This is a genomic window from Nocardia coubleae NBRC 108252 (assembly GCF_001612805.1).
GTDB classification, from domain to species: Bacteria; Actinomycetota; Actinomycetes; order Mycobacteriales; family Mycobacteriaceae; genus Nocardia; species Nocardia coubleae.
The window spans coordinates 1-17,650 of the sequence record NZ_BDBD01000002.1 but is presented as its reverse complement, the minus strand read 5'-3'; the positions used below and the strand labels follow the sequence as shown (position 1 = coordinate 17,650).

Annotated in this window: 19 protein-coding genes; 10 read left to right on the top strand and 9 right to left on the bottom strand. The window is 68.5% G+C overall.

Annotated features, from left to right (window positions below; translation table 11 throughout):
* The first annotated feature begins 48 nt into the window (after window positions 1–48).
* Window positions 49–1,674: a flavin-containing monooxygenase gene (locus tag NCO8_RS00955; RefSeq protein ID WP_067635591.1), complete on the top strand. Its 1,626-nt coding sequence runs from the start codon at window positions 49–51 to the stop codon at window positions 1,672–1,674.
* A gap of 51 nt (window positions 1,675–1,725) precedes the next feature.
* Here the strand turns inward: NCO8_RS00955 and NCO8_RS00950 are convergent, their stop codons facing one another.
* The gene (locus tag NCO8_RS00950) at window positions 1,726–2,232 is read right to left on the bottom strand and encodes a flavin reductase family protein (protein ID WP_067492161.1); all 507 of its coding nucleotides are present in this window, start codon (window positions 2,230–2,232) and stop codon (window positions 1,726–1,728) included.
* A 168-nt stretch (window positions 2,233–2,400) separates the two neighbouring features.
* Between NCO8_RS00950 and NCO8_RS00945 the strand changes: the two genes are divergently transcribed.
* Window positions 2,401–3,027 carry a PadR family transcriptional regulator gene (locus tag NCO8_RS00945; RefSeq protein WP_243749795.1) on the top strand — a complete coding sequence of 209 codons (627 nt, stop codon included), beginning with the start codon at window positions 2,401–2,403 and terminating at the stop codon, window positions 3,025–3,027.
* Between the two features lie 27 nt (window positions 3,028–3,054).
* On the opposite strand, the gene NCO8_RS00940 is transcribed toward NCO8_RS00945, so the two are convergent.
* Entirely contained in the window at window positions 3,055–4,017 is a 963-nt protein-coding gene (locus NCO8_RS00940) for an alpha/beta hydrolase (protein ID WP_084456297.1), read from the bottom strand.
* A gap of 145 nt (window positions 4,018–4,162) precedes the next feature.
* Between NCO8_RS00940 and NCO8_RS00935 the strand changes: the two genes are divergently transcribed.
* A complete protein-coding gene (locus NCO8_RS00935) occupies window positions 4,163–4,510 on the top strand; it encodes a hypothetical protein (protein ID WP_067492163.1) in 348 nt (115 codons plus the stop codon).
* On the top strand, window positions 4,503–5,126 hold the full coding sequence (locus NCO8_RS00930; protein ID WP_067635589.1) for a Dabb family protein: 624 nt from the start codon (window positions 4,503–4,505) through the stop codon (window positions 5,124–5,126). Before NCO8_RS00935 ends, NCO8_RS00930 begins: the two co-directional genes overlap by 8 nt.
* Before the next feature lie 87 nt (window positions 5,127–5,213).
* On the opposite strand, the gene NCO8_RS00925 is transcribed toward NCO8_RS00930, so the two are convergent.
* The 4 genes from NCO8_RS00925 to NCO8_RS00910 all read right to left on the bottom strand — a co-directional run bounded on the left by NCO8_RS00925 (window position 5,214) and on the right by NCO8_RS00910 (window position 9,570).
* The gene (locus NCO8_RS00925) at window positions 5,214–6,071 is read right to left on the bottom strand and encodes an IclR family transcriptional regulator (RefSeq protein ID WP_067635587.1); all 858 of its coding nucleotides are present in this window, start codon (window positions 6,069–6,071) and stop codon (window positions 5,214–5,216) included.
* 179 nt (window positions 6,072–6,250) lie between these two features.
* Window positions 6,251–7,156: a biphenyl-2,3-diol 1,2-dioxygenase gene (bphC, locus tag NCO8_RS00920; protein WP_067635585.1), complete on the bottom strand. Its 906-nt coding sequence runs from the start codon at window positions 7,154–7,156 to the stop codon at window positions 6,251–6,253.
* A 26-nt stretch (window positions 7,157–7,182) separates the two neighbouring features.
* Window positions 7,183–8,361: an acyl-CoA dehydrogenase family protein gene (locus tag NCO8_RS00915; RefSeq protein WP_067635583.1), complete on the bottom strand. Its 1,179-nt coding sequence runs from the start codon at window positions 8,359–8,361 to the stop codon at window positions 7,183–7,185.
* Between the two features lie 33 nt (window positions 8,362–8,394).
* The gene (locus NCO8_RS00910) at window positions 8,395–9,570 is read right to left on the bottom strand and encodes a 3-ketosteroid-9-alpha-monooxygenase, oxygenase component (RefSeq protein ID WP_166655704.1); all 1,176 of its coding nucleotides are present in this window, start codon (window positions 9,568–9,570) and stop codon (window positions 8,395–8,397) included.
* A gap of 199 nt (window positions 9,571–9,769) precedes the next feature.
* Between NCO8_RS00910 and NCO8_RS32000 the strand changes: the two genes are divergently transcribed.
* From NCO8_RS32000 to NCO8_RS00890, 4 genes are all read left to right on the top strand, one after another.
* Window positions 9,770–10,375: a hotdog family protein gene (locus NCO8_RS32000; RefSeq protein ID WP_174550279.1), complete on the top strand. Its 606-nt coding sequence runs from the start codon at window positions 9,770–9,772 to the stop codon at window positions 10,373–10,375.
* A gap of 95 nt (window positions 10,376–10,470) precedes the next feature.
* Complete coding sequence (locus tag NCO8_RS00900; protein ID WP_067635581.1) at window positions 10,471–11,280, top strand: mycofactocin-coupled SDR family oxidoreductase; 810 nt, start codon at window positions 10,471–10,473, stop codon at window positions 11,278–11,280.
* 60 nt (window positions 11,281–11,340) lie between these two features.
* On the top strand, window positions 11,341–12,108 hold the full coding sequence (gene map / locus NCO8_RS00895; protein WP_067492171.1) for a type I methionyl aminopeptidase: 768 nt from the start codon (window positions 11,341–11,343) through the stop codon (window positions 12,106–12,108).
* A 107-nt stretch (window positions 12,109–12,215) separates the two neighbouring features.
* Window positions 12,216–12,740 (top strand): DUF8020 domain-containing protein, encoded by a 525-nt coding sequence (locus NCO8_RS00890; protein ID WP_067635579.1) that lies wholly within the window; start codon window positions 12,216–12,218, stop codon window positions 12,738–12,740.
* Window positions 12,741–12,800: 60 nt separating this feature from the next.
* Here NCO8_RS00890 and NCO8_RS00885 read toward each other — a convergent pair whose 3' ends face one another.
* From NCO8_RS00885 to NCO8_RS00875, 3 genes are all read right to left on the bottom strand, one after another.
* Window positions 12,801–13,565, bottom strand: coding sequence for a 2-phosphosulfolactate phosphatase (locus NCO8_RS00885; RefSeq protein WP_067635577.1), 765 nt, complete (start codon window positions 13,563–13,565; stop codon window positions 12,801–12,803).
* Window positions 13,566–13,708: 143 nt separating this feature from the next.
* Entirely contained in the window at window positions 13,709–14,653 is a 945-nt protein-coding gene (locus NCO8_RS00880; protein WP_067635575.1) for an SMP-30/gluconolactonase/LRE family protein, read from the bottom strand.
* A 271-nt stretch (window positions 14,654–14,924) separates the two neighbouring features.
* Window positions 14,925–15,644: a DUF8817 family protein gene (locus NCO8_RS00875; protein WP_067635573.1), complete on the bottom strand. Its 720-nt coding sequence runs from the start codon at window positions 15,642–15,644 to the stop codon at window positions 14,925–14,927.
* A 67-nt stretch (window positions 15,645–15,711) separates the two neighbouring features.
* Here NCO8_RS00875 and NCO8_RS00870 point away from each other — a divergent pair, with 67 nt between their 5' ends.
* Window positions 15,712–16,092: a PPOX class F420-dependent oxidoreductase gene (locus tag NCO8_RS00870; RefSeq protein ID WP_067635571.1), complete on the top strand. Its 381-nt coding sequence runs from the start codon at window positions 15,712–15,714 to the stop codon at window positions 16,090–16,092.
* A 62-nt stretch (window positions 16,093–16,154) separates the two neighbouring features.
* Entirely contained in the window at window positions 16,155–17,444 is a 1,290-nt protein-coding gene (locus NCO8_RS00865; RefSeq protein WP_067635569.1) for an acetyl-CoA C-acyltransferase, read from the top strand.
* Window positions 17,445–17,650: the final 206 nt, after the last annotated feature.

The window sequence follows — 17,650 nt, the reverse complement described above, 5'->3', positions numbered from 1 at the left end:
TCCCTAGCGTCGCGGCGGAGAACCGGTCTCCATCGAAAGGCAGGCACAGTGAAGACCCCATCGTCACCAGGGAAGGGTCCGGCCGAGGTCGACGTGGTCGTCGTCGGCGCGGGCATCGCCGGGCTCTACGCCCTGCACAAGTTCCGCGAGCAAGGACTCACCGTGCGGGTGTTCGAGGTCGCCGACGGCGTGGGCGGCGTCTGGTACTGGAACCGCTATCCCGGTGCCCGCTGCGATGTCGAGAGCGTCGACTACTCGTACTCCTTCGACGAGGACCTGCAGCAGGAATGGAACTGGAGCGAGAAGTACGCCACCCAGCCCGAGATCCTGGCCTACCTCGAACACGTCGCCGACCGCTTCGACCTGCGCCGCGACATCGAATTCGGTACCCGCGTCACCGATATCGTGCTCGACGAGCCGACGCTGCGCTGGCAGGTCGGCACCGACACCGGGCGCGCGGTGTCGGCCCGGTTCGTGGTGCTGGCCACCGGCCCGCTGTCGAACGCCAACACCCCGGCCATCCCGGGCCTCGACACCTTCGCGGGTCGGGTACTGCACACCTCGCACTGGCCGCACGACGGTGTCGATCTGGCCGGGCAGCGGGTGGGTGTGATCGGCACGGGTTCGTCCGGGATCCAGACGATTCCGTGCCTGGCCGAGGAGGTCGCGCGTCTGCACGTCTTCCAGCGCACACCCAATTACAGTGTCCCCGCGGGCAATACGCCGCTCACCGAGGAGCAGCGGCAGGCGCAGAAGGCGAACTACGCCGAGCGCAGGCGGCTGTCGATGGCCAGTGGCGGCGGCTCGCCGCACCAGCCACACCCGAAGCTCGCCGTCGAGGCGACCGACGAGGAGCGTCGCGAGGCGTATCAGCGCCGGTGGGAGCTGGGTGGGGTGTTGTTCTCCAAGACCTTCCCCGATCAGCTCCTCACCCGCGAGGCCAACGACACCGCGCGGCTGTTCTGGGAGGAGAAGGTGCGCGCGGTGATCGACGACCCGCGCGTGGCCGACATCCTGATCCCACGCGATCATCCGATCGGCACCAAACGGATCTGCACCGACACGAACTACTACCAGACCTTCAACCGCGACAATGTCGAGCTCGTCGACCTGCGCGCCACCCCGATCACCGCCATCGATGCCGACGGTGTGCACACCACCGAGACGCACTACCGTCTCGACACCCTCGTGCTCGCCACCGGATTCGACGCGATGACCGGGTCGGTCTCGCGGATGAACATCGTCGGCCGGGGCGGCGTCACCCTCAACGAGACCTGGGCGGACGGCCCGAAAACCTATCTCGGACTGGGTATCCCAGGCTTTCCGAACCTGTTCAACCTCACCGGACCGGGCAGTCCCTCGGTGCTGGCGAACATGGTGCTGCACTCGGAACTGCACGTCGACTGGGTGGCCGAGGCGATCGGGTTCCTCGACGACCGCGGCGCGGTGGCGCTCGAAGCCCGGCCCGACGCGGTCGCGGCCTGGGTGCGGGAATGCGCCGACCGGGCAGCGGGAACCCTGATGCTCGAAGCGAATTCGTGGTACCTGGGCGCCAATATCGAGGGCAAGCCGAGGGTGTTCATGCCGTTCGTCGGTGGATTCGGCGTCTACGGGCAGATCATCGCCGAGGTGGCGGCCGCGGGCTACAAAGGTTTCGACGTTCTCGAGGCGTGAAGCGCCGGTAACGGGGTGGTTCGTCGTCGGACGACCACCCCGTTCGCCGTGTCAGCCGGCGAACCCGCCGAAACCGCCCCGGTAGTACAGCAACGGTCGCGCGCCCTCGGTGGCCCGCAGACCGCTGATCCGGGCCAGCACGACGGTGTGGTCGCCCGCGTCGTGCTCGAGTTCCACCGACGCCTCGATATGGGCGAGCGCACCGTGCAGCGCGGGTGCGCCGTTGCCCGCGGGACTCCACTCGACACCGGCGAACTTGTCGCCGCCGCTCACCGCGAACCGGCCGCACACCGCGCGTTGGTCCTCGGCCAGGATGTTGATGCACAGCGTCCCCGTGCGGCGCAGCAGCGGCCAGCTCGTCGAGCTCTTGGCCGGGCAGAACGACACATACGGCGGGTCGAGCGACACCGACACCACCGACTGGCAGGTGAAACCGATCGGCCGGGTGCCGTCGTGCGCGGCGATCACCGCCACCCCGGTCGCGAAATGCCCGAGCACCGCGCGCAGCTCGGCCGGGCTGGGAACACCTGCGTCGACGACGACATTGTCTGCATTCATACCCCCAGAATCGGTGGCGGGTGGTGCGGCTCTCAAGGTGTCCTCCCGGTGAGCGGTTGCCGACACAGCCGAGGTGACCGGGCCGGTTGCTACCATGCACCGGTGCCGAACACCGACCCCGACCCCGGCGTGCCCAACCTGCCGCCGACCAGTTGGGCGGTCCTGGCGATGCTCTCGTTCGAAGAGGAGATCTCCGGCTACGACCTGAAGAAGTGGGCCGACTGGAGCCTGCGCTACTTCTACTGGACCCCGTCCTACAGCCAGATCTACGCGGAACTGAAGAAGCTCGAACAGCACGGTTTCGCCTCCTCCCGGCTCGACAGCGACAACGCCATGCGGGGGCGCAGGCTGTACCAGATCACCGACGCGGGCCGTGCCGCCGTCACCACCTGGTGGAACGAGGCGCCCGTCGACCCCTCGGTGCTCAAACACCATGTGCTGCTGCGCGTCATGTTCGGCCACCTCGGCTCACCCGAGCGGCTCAAGCAGATCCTGCGCGACCACATCGCCGACGTCGACCAGCTCGAGCAGCGCGCCGCCGTCGACGCCGAAGCCGCCAAATCCGAACCGGGCTGGGCCTATTCGCAGATCGTGCTGCAATGGGCACAGCGCCATTACGCCGCCGAACGCGAACTCGCCCAGCAGCTGATCGACGAGATCGACCAGGCCGCGACGATCCTGGCAGGCGCCGAACACGATGACCGCGCCGAGTACCCGCACCCCACGCCCGGACGCTGGCGTGAGATCGAGCAGCGTGTGCAGGCGGCAGGCGGGCACCCGGACGCGCCCGAGTAGGCATCGCCGGGCGGCCCGGGATCGGGCCTAGTCCAGGCCGAGGGTTTCGCGGATCATCGCCCAGATCTCGGTGCGGGCCGACTGGGTCGCGGCCAGGGACGGGACGGTCAGGAAGCCGTGGAACAGGCCGTCGTAGCGGCGGTGGCGCACCGGCACGCCGTCGGCTTCCAGGCGCGCGGCGTAGGCGTCGCCCGCCGAGCACGGTGGGTCGAGTTCGGCGGTCACCACGACGGCCGGCGCCACGCCCGCGAGGGTTTTCGCGCGGCTGGGGACCAAGCGCACGTCGTCGGTGCCGTGCGGGGCGTACTGCTGCCAGTACCAGCGCATCGCCCGGGTGGTGTTGTAGTGGCCGGTGCCGAAGCGGCGGTAGGACTCGGTGTCGAAATCGTCGTCGATCACCGGGTAGAGCAGGATCTGCGCGGCCACCGCCGGGCCGTTCCCGTCACGCACCGCGAGCGCGACCGTGGCGGCGAGGTTGCCGCCCGCGCTGTCACCCGCCAGCGCGATGCGCGCCGGGTCGCCGCTGTAGGTGGCGATGTGTTCGGCTGCCCACCGGACCGCTGCGAGCATGTCGTCGTGGGCGGCGGGACCGGGATGTTCCGGGGCGAGGCGGTAGTCGACCGCGACGACCACCGCCCCGACACCCACTGCCATGGAGCGGCAGAACTCGTCGTGACTGTCGAGATCGCAGAAGACGAATCCGCCGCCGTGTGCGAACACGATCACCGGCCGGGGCGGCCCGTCGGCGTGAGGTCGGTACACCCGCACCGTCAACGCACCCCCTGGTCCGTCGACGATCACGTCGCTGACCGACGGAAGATCGGGAAGTCGCTGTGGCGCACCACGTCTCGCGAAGATGGCGGCCCGCGCGTCGGCGGCCGACATCGCGGCCACGTCGGGAAATCCCGCGTCGAGGACGGCCAGCATCGCCGCCACCTCGGGATCCGGCACGGCACCGGGCCCCGTGGTCGGGTAGTCACGGATTGTCACTGATCCTCCTGTGAATGTGCCGACGCGGTCGGTCGGCGCGTCGTGCGCCTCACCGTAGGGCGGGAGCCCGGTGCGCCGGACCGGGTTCTCCCGCTGGGCGGAAACAACCCGCCGACCTGCCGCGACGGCTGCTTATCGTCGGCGGATGGACACCACGAACGTCTATGTCATCGACACCGTCGTCACGAGACCCGGCCGGGCCAAGGAGTTCGTCGACACCTATCTGAGCGGGTACGCGCCCGGTGCCCGGGCCCGCGGCATGACACTGGAACGGCTGGTCGTGAGCCCGCCCGTCTGGTTCCCGGACGAGTCCAACACGGTGACCGCCACCTGGGTCCTCGACGGTGCCGCCGGCTGGTGGGCGATGACCTGGCAGGGCCGCCTCGACGAATCGGTGCGGCGCTGGTGGGACGACGTCGACGATCTCGTCCTCGAACGCACCAGGACCACCGGCGCCGCACCCGCCGACATCGAAAGGCTCGGCAATGTTTGACGTCGTCCGGCTCGTTCACCTGACCCCTACGGCCGACGCCGACCGGGTACTCGCGGATCTGCGGGCCCGCGCGCTCGCGTCACCGGCCCGCCGGGTCCTCGTACAGCCGACCCTGCACGGCGTGCGCAACGGCGGGGACATCCTGGTGCACCTGCGCTTCGACGACGCGTCCGCCTGGGAAAGCGTTGCACCACAGTGGGACTCGGTGGTCGACGGGATCGCTCACGTGGACGGCGCCGAGTACCGGGCAGGCATCGGCGGTGCCGCCGAACCGTCCACCGGATCGGTGTATCGGGTTCTGCTGCTGCGTGTCTCACCCGCCACCGCGCCGGAGACGGTCGACCGGTTCGAGGCCGATCTGCTGCGCATGCCCCGCTACATCTCGACCATCCGGTCCTGGCAGCTGAGCCGGACCACGCGCGCGACCGGATCCGCGTCGTGGACGCATGTCTGGGAACAGGAGTTCAGCGACCTCGACGGGCTGGACGGCGCGTATCTCATGCACCCCGTCCACTGGGCCCACGTGGACCGCTGGTTCGACCCTGAGCATCCGGAAGTCGTTGTGCGCGATCGCATCTGCCACAGTTTCTGCGTCAATGAGCCGATGCGTGGGTGAGCGCATCCACGCATCGGCAAGATCTGCACGCCGCCCGCCGCGGACGCACGACCGTCGTCTCCGCGAACCGGGCGGCGCTCCGGCTCCTCAGGCGTAGTCGCGTGCTCGCCGGTCCACCGGCACAAGGGGTCGGGGACCGACATTGAGCGGGCGCGCGTGCTGCTGCAGAGTCGGGCGCACGCGCACCTGCCCGTCGTCGACATGACGCCAGATATTGAGTGCCGTCGTGCGCACCGGGGCACTGAGGCGGTGATCGAACTGCATGCGGTCCACCGGCCCGCACACCGAGACCGCCGCGACGGCGGCCTGCCCGAGGTCGCCGATCGGCGCGGCCATACAGCCGAATCCGGGCAGTGATTCCTCGCGTTCCACCGCGACGCCGTGCGCGCGCACCTTGGCCAGATCCGCGTCGAGCTGGGCCTTCGTGCTGATCGAGTAGCGGGTGCGCGTGCCCGCCTGGGCGGTGAGGACCTCGGCGAGGCGGCGCTCGTCGGCGGAGGCGAGGATCGCCTTGCCGACCGCGGTACAGTGCGCGGGTCGTCGTCCGCCGACGCGGGTGGGCACCGCCGCGGCCAGGTCGCCGCCGATCTTGTCCAGGTACACCACATCCGCGCCGTCGAGTACCGCGAGATGCACGACGAGCCCGGTGGCGCGGTGCAATTCGTGCAGGAAGGGCATGGCGGCGCGATGCAGCCGATCCTGGTGCACCGCGAGCGAACCCAGTTCCATCAGCCGGATGCCGAGCTCGTAGTCACGGCCTTCGCGGCGTAGCCACCGCAACTGCACCAACCGTTCCAGCATGCGGTGCGCCGAGGACCTGGGTAGGCCGGTACGGCGCACGATCTGGGCGAGGGTGAGCCTGCCCGGCCCGTCGAAGGCGTCGAGCAGCAGGGACGCGCGATCGAGAATCGCGCTCGGGGTGGTGGCCTCGGCCTGGATGACCATGAGCTCTCCATTCGGATCAACGAGCTGATGCCTAGCGCATATTTCGATTAGGCATATGCCTATTTATACCACCTTCTGTGGTAGCTGTCACAGGAAAGCGGGGCATCGCATGGCGAAAACACAAAGCCCCCGTGCCGAGCGAGAGGCTCGGAACGGGGGCCGGTAGGCGCGTGTGCCGGTTACATCGCCGCGAGCGGCTCGCTGCCGGACCAGTCGTGGCCCCAGTAGCTGTCGGCGGTGATCTCCTCGGCGGTGTAGTACTGCTCGTCGACCCGCATGCCTTCGGTGCCGAACTCGATGTCCCAGCCGCCGGGCGCGCGGACGTAGAACGACACCATCTTGTCGTTGGTGTGCCTGCCGAGCGTGGAGGACACCGAGAAGCCGTCCTTGCTCACCCGGTCGAGGGCCTGGCCGACCGCGTCGAGGCTGTCGACCTCGACCATGATGTGGATCAGGCCCGGCGCCCCGCCGTGCGGCGCGGGGCACAGCGCCAGGCTGTGATGGCGTTCGTTGACGCCGAGGAACCGGATCCGCACCGGCCCGTATTCCGGCGGCGCGGGGATGCGGAAGGCGCCGCGCGGCAGGAAGCCGAGCACCTCGGTGTAGAACTCGAACGCACCGCCGAGATCCATCGTCGGCAGCACCACGTGGCCCAGACCCTGTGCGCCCGTGACGAATTTCGCGCCGAACGGGGTGACCACGGGGCTGTGGTCGAGCAGCGCGCCGTGGAACACCTCGAGGGTGGCGCCGGTGGGGTCCTGGAAGGTGATGGCCTCCTCGACCCGTCGCGCGTCGGCCTCCTCGACCGACAGCGGCTTCACCGCGATACCGGCCGCCGTCACGGCCTCCTGCACCCGGACGAGGGCGGCGTGGTCGCGCACCTCCCAGCCGATGGTCACCACCGCGTCGGACTCGCCCGGCACCACCACGATCCGGGCCGCGCGCTCGTCCATCCGCAGGTACAGCGCGTCCTCGTCGGGGCCGCTGCCCTGCGCGAAACCGAGGACCTCGAAGGCGAACTTGCGCCAGCGGTCCATGTCGGCGGTCTGGATCTTCACATAGCCGAGGCTTTTGATATCTGTCATGTGCGTTGTCCTTCTTCGGTATTCGCTCAGATCATCGAGCGCAGGTTCGGGGCGGGGTCGATGCCGAGCGAACTCAGCGCCGAGGCGTGGTAGACCGTGCTCGGCACGTGGATGGCGTGGTTGAGGCCGGCGTGCGCGTCGCGCCAGAAGCGCTGCAGGGGCTTGTCCATCCGCAGCGCGTTGCCGCCGGACCGGGCGAAGATCTGGTCCACCGCCATCACCGCCCGCCACGCCGCACGCACCTGGGTGCGCCTGCCCGCCGCGCGATCGGCGAAGCCGACCTCCTTGCCTGCGTCGACCAGGTCCCACACGCGATCCACGTTGGCCAGCAGCTCCTGGCGCGCGGCATTGATATCGGCCGCCGCCTCGCCGATCGCGAACAGCACGTACGGGTCGTCCTTGACGGCGGTGCCCTGGGCGCCGACCCGTTCCCGCTGGTAGTCCAGGTGCGCGGCGAGCGCGCCCTCGGCGATGCCGACCACGGCGGCGCTGATGCCGAGCGGGAACATCGTCGACCACGGCATCTTGTAGAGCGTCTCGGTGACGCCGTACTCGCGCTGCGCGGTCCCGTCAATCACGTGATCGCCGTTCATCACCCGGTAGGACGGCACGAAGGCGTCCTTGACGATGATGTCCTTGGACCCGGTGCCCTTGAGCCCCACCACATTCCACGAGTCTTCGACGATGGTGTAGTCGGCGCGCGGCAGGATCATGTGCAGCATCGTCGGCGGCATCGCCATCTTGCCCTCGGCGTCACCGAGCATGGCGCCGAGGAAGATCCAGTCGCAGTGATCGGTGCCGGAGCTGAACTGCCAGCGGCCGTTGAAGATGTAGCCGCCCTCCACCGGGCGCGCGATGCCGGTCGGCGCGTAGGGCGAGGCCATCCAGGTGTCACTGTCGGAGCCCCACACCTCCTCCTGCACCTTCGGATCGGCGAAGGCCAGCTGCCACGGGTGCACGCCGACGATGCCGCAGATCCAGCCGGTGGCCGGGTCGAGCGAGGCGGCGGCCATCACCGTCTCGGCGAACTCGCGCGGATGGGCCTCGAACCCGCCGTACTTCTTGGGCTGCAGCAACCGGATCGGGCCGGCCGCCTTCAGCATCTTCGCGGTCGCGTCGGGCAGCTGACCGAGGCGTTCGGCCTCGGGGCTCTGCTCGCGCAGGCGGTCGGCGATCGCCATGATGTTGTCGAGCACGTTGGTCATGGGTGGTGCTTTCTCTCGGGTGGGGGGTGCGGATCAGGCGGTGGTGTCGACGACCCGGCCGCGGGCGATGTTGTCGGCCACCTCGGCCTCCCAGCTGGTGACGGCCCGCTCGGTGTCGATCTCGAATTCGAAGCGCTTGGTCATGTCCTCGGTGACCTCGTCGACATCGACGTAGAACTGCTTGTACCAGCGGCGCAGCTGGTAGACCGGCCCGTCCTCCTCCGAGAGCAGCGGGTTGTCGATCGGCGCCTTGTTCTTCCAGATCTCGACGTCCTGTTCGAAGCCGACCTCCACACCGCGCGCGAACTGCGCGGCCATCGCCTCGGCATCGGCATCGGACATGCCCTGCGGCTTCTTCACCATCGCGCCGTACTGGAGCACGAAGGAGTTCTCGCTGACGGGGTAGTGGCAGTTGATGAGGACCGTCTCGATCGTCATGCCGTTGGCCTCGCTCCACAGCCAATCGATCATGTAGGAGGGGCCGAAATACGAAGCGTCCGAACGCAACGTCGAGTTCGGATCGTCGTAACTGGTGCCGACCTCGATGTCGTGGCGCGGCGTCGAGCGCATGTACTGGGTGGCGACGTGGCCCTCGAAGACATTCTTGAAATAGCGCGGGAACGCGTAGTGCACGTAGAAGAAGTGCGCCATGTCGACGACGTTGTCGACGATCTCACGACAGTGTGAGCCTTCGATGAGCATCGAGTTCCACGTCCAGTCGGTCCATTCCGGGCTGCCGTAGCCCTCGATCTCGGGAATGGTCACCGCGTCGGTGGGCTTGCTGCCCTGCGGGTCGTGCCAGATGTAGAGCTGGCCGTTGCGTTCCAGCGTCGGCCAGGAGCGGGTCTTGGCCAGCGGGGGAACCCGGCGCGCGTACGGGATCGCCGTGCACTTGCCGTTGCCGCCCCAGCGCCAATCGTGGAAGGGGCAGGCGATCGAGTCGCCCTTGATGGTGCCGTGGGCGAGGTTGCCGCCCATGTGCCTGCAGAAGCCGTCGAGCACGTGCAGTGCGCCGTCGGTCTCGGACTGGAACACCACCAGGGTGGTGCCGAAAGCCTTGACCTCGTGGGGCACACCGTCGCGGAACGACGAGAGCAGGCCGAGGCAGTGCCAGCCGCGGGCGAAGCGGGTGGGTGCGGCAGCGGCCTCGATCTCCCGGAATTCGGGTGTGGCGGACTGGGTTCGGCCGTTCGGCGGGTTCTCCGGCATCGAAACCTCCATGTTCGGGCGGAGTGGGGATGAGCTGCGCCGATGGTGTGCCCGCGCGGGCCTGGCGGTGATGGGGTCGTCCCGGTCAGTGGACATGTTTTCCCGCCCGCGTCGCGATGTCCCGATCAGCGGGAGAGGAACCGGTCACAACACCGCCGGCCGCCTAGCGTGGCGACCGAGCAGGACGAGAGGAGTGATCGTGAGCGTGCACGCAGGTAGGGCGGTGGCCGTCGATCTGGACACCGAGGACATCCGGTTGTTCGCGGCCCGGGCGTTGTCGCGGGATCCGGCCTACCGGCTCGCCGAACGGCCCGTGGTCCCGCCGACGTTCCTGCCCGCGGGTGGGCGCGTCACGGGTGGCCGGACCGAGACCGATCACCGGTTCTTCGGGCCGCCGCCGCGCGCCGGTGATCGGCTGACCGCCGTCCGCGCGATCGACCGGCACGATCCGGACGGCTCCGAATCTCTCGTCCAGTACTTCGACCGCACCGGCGGGCTCGTCGCCGAGTCGTGGGCGTCGGTCACCGAATCCGTTGTCGCCGAGGAGAGCACACCACACTCGGCCGAACTGCTCGCCACCTACGCCACCGACTGGCTCGGCGCCGAGAACATCCGCCGCTTCCGCACCCGCGTGCTGCGCGCCCTGCCGCCCGGCGACACCGTGACCTGCTCCGGCCACATCACCCAGCACTACATCCAGGACGGCGAGCCGCGCGTCGATGTCACTCTCACCGGTGTCGACGCCTCGGGGGAGATCGTCGTCCGGGCGTGGGCGAGCTTCGCCCATGATCCTGCCGCCACGTAGGGCCCGAAGCCGCCGAAAATCCGGTTTCGTACCGCACGGCCCGTTCCGTGGTGGTGAAGTGTTCATGAAGGACGACGAGGTTCGGAGGTAGGAACGTGGCACGACGGTTCGAGGACAAGGTGGTCTTCGTGACGGGCGCGGCGCGCGGACAGGGCAGGGCCGAGGCGGTGCGCTTCGCCGAGGAAGGCGCCGATCTGATCGCCGTCGACGCCTGCGCGGAATTCGGCAGCACCGGATACGCGGGGGCGACGGAAGACGACCTGGCCGAGACGGTGAAACTCGTCGAGGCCGCCGGTGGCCGGATCGTCGCGAGCAAGGTCGACGTGCGCGATTTCGACGCGCTCTCGGCCGCGCTGGCCGCGGGTATCGAGGAGCTCGGCAGGCTCGACGTGGTGGTCGCCAACGCGGGCATCTGCTCGGCGGCGCTGTCGTGGGAGATCACGCCCGAACAGTGGCGCGAAACCATCGATGTGAATCTGACCGGTGTGTGGCATACCGCGAAAGCCGCTGTGCCGCACCTGATCGCGCAGGGTAGCGGTGGCGCGATGGTGTTCACCAGTTCGGTGGCCGGGCTCAAGGGTATGCCGTTCGTCGGCCACTATGTCGCCAGCAAACACGCCATCACCGGCCTGGCCAAGACCATGGCCAACGAGCTCGGCGGGTACGGCATCCGGGTGAACACCGTGCACCCGGCGGGCGTGGCGACCGGGATGCAGATGGGCGAGATGGGCCCGCTGCTCGAGGAGCACGCGAGCACGCTCGGGCCCATGTTCATGAACGCGCTGCCCAGCTACATCTGTCAGCCGGAGGAGATCGCGGCGGCGGTGGCGTGGCTGTGTTCGGACGAGGCGGGTCAGGTGACGGGCGCGCAGATCCCGGTCGACATGGGCAACCTCAACCGCTGAGCTTGGTATTTTTATACCGACACGGCTAGTGTCGGTATAAAAATACCGAGTGGAGGCGTGATGGTGGAGTTGAAGACTCCCGAGGAGATCGAACGGATGCGGGTGACCGGCCGGTTCGTCGCGGACGTACTGGCCGGCGTGCGCGAACGAGCGCTGGTGGGGGTGAACCTGCTGGAGCTGGAAGCCTATGTGCGCGAACGGATTCGCGAACGTGGTGCGGTGTCGTGCTACTGGGACTACTCGCCCTCGTTCGGGCGTGGACCGTTCCGCAATACGGTGTGCTTGGCCGTCAACGATGCTGTCCTGCACGGGCTTCCGCATGATTACGTGCTGCGCGACGGTGATCTGCTCACCGCCGACCTGGCCGTCACCATCGACGGCTGGAGCGCGGACTCGGCGATCTCGTTCACCGTCGGCACCGGCTCGGCCGACGATCTACGGCTGGTGCGGGCTACCGAGGAGGCACTGGCCGCCGGGATCGCGGCCGCGCAGCCCGGCAACCGGCTGGGCGACATCTCGGCCGCGATCGCCGATGTCGCACGCGGATACGGGTACCCGATCAACACCGAATACGGCGGGCACGGCATCGGGCGGACCATGCACGAAGACCCGCACGTGGCCAACAACGGCAGGGCCGGACGCGGTTTCCTGCTGCGGCCGGGGCTCACCATCGCCATCGAGCCCTGGTTCGCGGCGGGCACCGACAAGGTCTACACCGACGCCGACGGGTGGACCATCCGCTCGGCCGATGGATCGCGCTGCGCCCACAGCGAGCACACGATCGCCGTCACCGCCGACGGGCCGAGCGTGCTGACCTCGCGAAACTGATCGGTAACCTCTGCCGAATCAGACTTATAGCACATAGCAATGGCGCATCATAGGTGGTGTCGAGCTGGTCCCGGGGTAGTCGGATCAGCGCATCGGAGGGACATCCCATGAAATTCACGCAGTTGCTGGCCGCCGGTCTGTTCACCGTCGCCGCGACCGGTATCACCGCCGCCACCGCCCACGGCGCTCCCGTGGCGGGTCCGTCGCTCGCCGGTGTCGACGGCGCCGTCGCCTACTCCGCCGCTCTCGCCTCGGACGGGTCGGAGGCGACGGTCGAATTGACCTCGGGCACTTTCGAACTCACCCCCGGCGCGGGTGTGGCCGTGCTCTCACCGGACGGCGCGCGGGTCGGGTTCATCCCCACCACGGTGGCCGTGGTCGCTGGTCCCGCCGTGCAGGTGATTCCCGAAATCGACGCTACCGCAACGTCACTCACCCTCACGCCCGTCAACGCACCCGCCCCGAACCCGGCGGCACTGCAGCACATCGATCAGACCGGCAATATCGTCGCGGGCGTCGCCATCGGCTGCGTCGTCGGCGCACTCATCGGCCTGATCTTCCTGCTGGTCAGCGCCATTCCGGGGTGCATCATCGGTGCGGTGATCGGCGGGGTGATCGGCGCGAATCAGTAGAACCGTGGCGGTGGGTCAGCGGCCGCGACTCACCGCCCACCGGCCGGCGGGGAGGGCGGCTCAGAGGCTGTGATCGGTGAACGCGCCGTCGGTGAGGACCGGAACGACGGTGTCGGTATCGATCTGCGCCGCGATGTCGACATCGTCGCCGAACCCGCCCGATCGAAGTTCTCGGCCCGACGCACACTCGTCCAGCTCGGTGCCGATGTTCGTCACGGACAGGAAAGCGTGTGCGGCGGAACGCGCTTCGGGCGAAGGGTGACCGCAACCTCGGTCGATCAGCGCGGCCACGAGGGCTCCGGCACCGAGTAGGTCCTCGACAGTGGGCCGAAGTGTCGCGTCGTCCGCCCAGCGCCCACCAGCGGGAACGATCGCGATCGGCTGCTCGGGCATGCCCCACCGCCGCTCGGCGATCCACGTGGCGACCGCATCGGCATTGCGAAGACAGGCCGCGACGACGGGTGCGTCCACGACAGCCGAGGCGATGGTGGAACCGTTGGGGGAGGGTAGGACGAGGCGATCGGTGAACGGTGCTCGGCGGAGCGCCGCTGGAGACAGCGACCACGGATGGGCGGCATCGACAGCACGTCGTCCGACGGCGAGCTCGGCACCGTGCCGCGCGGCGAATTCCTGCGCGGAATCGTCACGCCATCGATAGGGGTAGACGGCTGTGCCCGCCGAGACGACAACAGACACAGCGGTACTGAACGACAACACATCGACCACCACGACACACGCCGCACCCGCGCCGATCACTGCGGCTCCCGTCGGCCCCCAGTCGAGGCGAATCCCGAACTCTTCCTGCCGGGCCCACCTGGGGCTCATGGTTCCGCTCCGATCTCCGCATCGAAACGGATAGTCCGGTCAGTGTTTTCGACTGTTCGGTGACACGAAACCAGCCGGAACGTAGGTGGGACAGCCTTCTGTTCACCGGGAGCGGAAGACCTGCAGTGGTGTCCGGCTAGAGGTCAAAGTTGGTGGGTCGGTGGGGTGAGGTCGAGGGTCGGGGGCGGGCGGAGGCGGCGGAGGGTGCCGTCGATGCTGGTGACGTAGAGGGACCAGGAGGGGCCGTCCGGGGCGAGACGAGCCGAGGTGGGGCCGATCGGCGGTGGGGACGGCAGTGGGGTGGGTGGGGTGGTCCAGCCGGTGACGATGGTGCACCAGGCGCCGGTGGTGGTGTCGACGCGGTAGACGTTGCCCGAGTAGTCGCCGGTGACGTAGGCGGTGCCGTCGGCGGCCACGTCGAGGTCGTCGAGGACGGGGAGGAAGCCGTCGGTGATGGTGGCGACGACCTCGGGTTCGTCCGGTGCGTCCAGTGGGATGCGCAGGAGCTGGGACAGGGCGATGTCGTCGGTGTAGATGGAGCGGCCGTCGGGGGAGACGGCCAGGCCGTTCGGGCGGTGCACGGGGGACCAGGCGAGGGTGAACTCACCGGTCGACGGGCGGTAGCGGCTGATGCCGACCGGCGGCCACGGGACCGACAGCTGGGAGATCAGCAGGTCGCCGTCGGGCAGCAGGAGCAGGCCGTTGGGTTGGACCAGATCGGGGAGCAGGATGGTGACAGTGCCGGTCGGCAGGTCCAATGCGCGCAGGGTGCCGCCACCGTTCGGGGTGCTGCCGTCGCCGGTGACGAAATACAGTGTGTCGCCGGACAATCGCAGGCCCGCCGGATGATCGAGGCCGGACAGGACGAGGGTGACGGTGCCTGCCGCGTCGACGTGCAGGATTTCACCGCGCAGGAGGCCGCTGACGTAGAAGCCGCCCGCTCCGTCGTGCTCGAGGTTCTCGAGCGCGCCCAGGTCGGCGGCGAGCACGTCGGCCTGCCAGCCGTCGGCACAGGAGTGGGATTGTCCCTGGGCGGCGGTCACCGGAATCGCACCGACTACGGCGACGGCCGCGAATGTTGTTGCCACGCAACGCCTGACGAATTGCTTACTGCTCCGCCCCTGCACGGTGGCAGTTTACTGTTCCGCAAGGTACGGCGCCGGTCGAAACCTACGATGCACGCGGTGACGATCGATGCCGGGTTGTCGATGTCGACTACGAATTCCAGGTCGGGGCCGTTCAGATGCTGATGTGCCTTCCGGTCTGTTGCCGACCGATCCGGCCGGTAGCCGAATCCTCCGGTTTCGCGATCAACCCGATGGCGGCCCACCGTTCGGCGAGCGGCTGGGAGCGGGTCGATCAGTCGGTGGTCGCGAGCCATGTGGCCAGCTGGTCCGATGCCGCGGCGTCGGCAGACAGGGCGGCGCGCTCCTCGGCGGTGAGGGAGAGTGCGTTCAATGCGGATTTCCAGTGCGCGAGGCGCTCGGAATCACCTGCGGCGACGGCGAGTTCGGCCAGGGCGGCGTAGGCGCGGGCAATGTCGGTCGCGGCCGCGGTGGCGCCGAAACGGCGTAGACCGGTTTCCAGGGCGCGGGTGGCGGCGCGGTCGTCGTTCTTGAAATCGCGGAAGATGCGGGCATTGTCGAGAACTTTCGGCAGGCCGTCGAGATCGCGGGAACCGCCGTATTCGAGGGACTCCGGTTCGTCGCGCTGGATCACCAGCACCGTATTGCCGACCGGATCCACCAGCGTGAATCGCGACTGGCCGGGCCGGAAACGGGTGATCCGCGGGCAACCCTTCACGGGGATCCTGCCGTATTCGGCGCGCAGCGCGGCGGTGAACTTCGCGTGCCGGTCGGCGACGTCGTCGACCAGCAGCAGCGCCGCGACATGTTCGAGGGGAAGCTCGACCCCGCCGGGGGCGGGCGAGAAATGCAGGGCGGTCCCCTGACCCTCGACCACCCCGTACGCGTACGGCCGTGTCTGCTCGTGGGTCACCGTCCACCCCAGCGTCCGATAGAACGCCAACGTGGCCCCGAGATCACCACTCCACAACATCGGCACTGCGGCATCGCTCATGAATCCGAGCCTACGAACCTTTCCGCCGCACCGCCCGTACCAGTTTTCGCACCGCTAGGCTCGAAGAATGACGAACCGCCTGGGCGAGGTTGCGACCGCGAACTATGTTCTGCTCACCACTTTTCGGAAGGACGGCACGCCCGTCGGCACCCCGGTGTGGGCCGTGTCGCGCGACGACAAGCTGTATGTCTGGACGGTGACCGACAGCTGGAAGGTCAAGCGCATCCGCCGCAACCCCGAGGTGACCGTGCAGCCGTGCGATGCGCGCGGTAAGACGCACGGTGCGGTGGTGTCGGGTACCGCGCGCGTACTCGGCGGGGCCGAAACCGAGCAGGTCCGCTCGTTGCTGCGGCGCAAGTACCGGCTCACCGGCCCGCTGGTGATCTTCTTCAGCAACCTGCGCCGGGGCAAGGACGGCACCATCGGTCTCGAGATCACGCCCGCCTGACCGAAACGGTACCCAGTACCGACGGTATCGGATACCGTGGGGGTTCAGACGAAAGGACTCCCATGGCCGAGAACCGCCGCCGCGCCGTCGTGATCGCGGGTGCCCGCACCCCGTTCGTCCGCGCGTTCACCGACCTGACCCGGCTCGACAGTATCGCCCTGGCCGGTGCGGCGGTGCGTGGTCTGCTCGCGCGCACCGGCATCGCGCCCGCCGAGATCCAGTCCATCGTGTGGGGCGGGGTGATCCTGCCCAGTCATGCGCCGAACATCGCGCGCGAAGTGGCCCTGGATCTGAACCTGGATTTCGGGTGCGAGGGGTACACGGTCACCCGGGCGTGCGCGTCGGGCCTGCAGGCCGTCACCTCGGCGGCCGCGGCGATCGAACGCGGCGAATACGACATCATGATCGCGGGCGGCAGCGACTCCACCAGCAATGCCGAGATCAAACTGCCGCAGAAAGTGGTGCACGCGGTCGCACCCGTCGCGCTCGGGAAACCGTCGGCCAAGGACTACCTCGACGTCGTGCGTCAGCTCGCGCCGTTCACCGACATCCTGCCGCGTCAGCCCAAGATCTCCGAGCGGACCACCGGTGAGGTGATGGGCGAGTCCGCCGAGAAGATGGCAAGGATCAACGGTATCTCCCGCGCCGACCAGGACGCTTTCGCCGCCCGCTCCCACCAGCGCGCCGCCGCCGCTATCGCCTCGGGCCGATTCGATGACGAGGTCGTGCCGATCGAGACGCCGTCCGGCAAACGGATCGAGACCGACGGTCTGGTCCGGCCGAATACGAGCGTGGAGAAGCTGGCCGCGCTGAAATCGGTCTTCGCCGAGAACGGCACTGTCACCGCAGGTAACGCGAGCCCGCTCACCGATGGTGCGTCGGCGGTGTTGTTGATGAGCGAGGAGAAGGCTCGGGCACTGGGGCTCACGCCACTAGCCGCATTCCGTTCGTGGAGCTATGTGAGCGTCGACCCAGCGGACCAGGTCCTCATCGGACCGGCGATCTCGATGCCGCGCGCGCTCGACAAAGCAGGGATGTCCCTGGGCGATATCGACCTCGTCGATATCCATGAAGCCTTCGCAGCGCAGACCCTTTCGGTGCTTCGTATGTTGGAGAGTACGGAGTGGGCCAAGAACCGGCTCGACCGCGATGAAGCAGTGGGGTCCGTCGATATCGACACCTTGAACGTGCACGGCGGCTCCATCTCGCTCGGCCACCCGTTCGGCGCCACCGGTGCCCGAATGGTGACGACCATGGCCAATGAGCTGGCTCGAAGCGGAAAAGAGACCGCGCTGCTGGGCATTTGCGCGGCGGGCGGTATCGGGGCCTCGGCGGTCCTCGAAAGGGTGTGAGGCTGGGGGAGTAGTGAGGCGGCGGGCGGCTGGCCTAGGCGTGCCGCCTGCCGCACCCCCGACTGATCGCACTGCGGTTGCACCGCACCGCTCAAAGCCGCGATCTACCGCACTACCAGCCACGTGGCCCCACTCGAGTCCGCCATGACCGCATTCCCAACCCGCACCCTTCCCGACCTCGAGGAGGGAACGCCGCGAAGCGGCGT

Coding starts and splice junctions, on each gene's coding strand:
- NCO8_RS00950 (WP_067492161.1), bottom strand. CDS start 2,232: ATGAATGCAGACAATGTCGTCGTCGACGCAGGTGTTCCCAGCCCGGCC.
- NCO8_RS00945 (WP_243749795.1), top strand. CDS start 2,401: ATGCTCTCGTTCGAAGAGGAGATCTCCGGCTACGACCTGAAGAAGTGG.
- NCO8_RS00935 (WP_067492163.1), top strand. CDS start 4,163: ATGGACACCACGAACGTCTATGTCATCGACACCGTCGTCACGAGACCC.
- NCO8_RS00930 (WP_067635589.1), top strand. CDS start 4,503: ATGTTTGACGTCGTCCGGCTCGTTCACCTGACCCCTACGGCCGACGCC.
- NCO8_RS00925 (WP_067635587.1), bottom strand. CDS start 6,071: ATGGTCATCCAGGCCGAGGCCACCACCCCGAGCGCGATTCTCGATCGC.
- bphC (WP_067635585.1), bottom strand. CDS start 7,156: ATGACAGATATCAAAAGCCTCGGCTATGTGAAGATCCAGACCGCCGAC.
- NCO8_RS00915 (WP_067635583.1), bottom strand. CDS start 8,361: ATGACCAACGTGCTCGACAACATCATGGCGATCGCCGACCGCCTGCGC.
- NCO8_RS00910 (WP_166655704.1), bottom strand. CDS start 9,570: ATGCCGGAGAACCCGCCGAACGGCCGAACCCAGTCCGCCACACCCGAA.
- map (WP_067492171.1), top strand. CDS start 11,341: ATGGTGGAGTTGAAGACTCCCGAGGAGATCGAACGGATGCGGGTGACC.
- NCO8_RS00890 (WP_067635579.1), top strand. CDS start 12,216: ATGAAATTCACGCAGTTGCTGGCCGCCGGTCTGTTCACCGTCGCCGCG.
- NCO8_RS00885 (WP_067635577.1), bottom strand. CDS start 13,565: ATGAGCCCCAGGTGGGCCCGGCAGGAAGAGTTCGGGATTCGCCTCGAC.
- NCO8_RS00875 (WP_067635573.1), bottom strand. CDS start 15,644: ATGAGCGATGCCGCAGTGCCGATGTTGTGGAGTGGTGATCTCGGGGCC.
- NCO8_RS00870 (WP_067635571.1), top strand. CDS start 15,712: ATGACGAACCGCCTGGGCGAGGTTGCGACCGCGAACTATGTTCTGCTC.
- NCO8_RS00865 (WP_067635569.1), top strand. CDS start 16,155: ATGGCCGAGAACCGCCGCCGCGCCGTCGTGATCGCGGGTGCCCGCACC.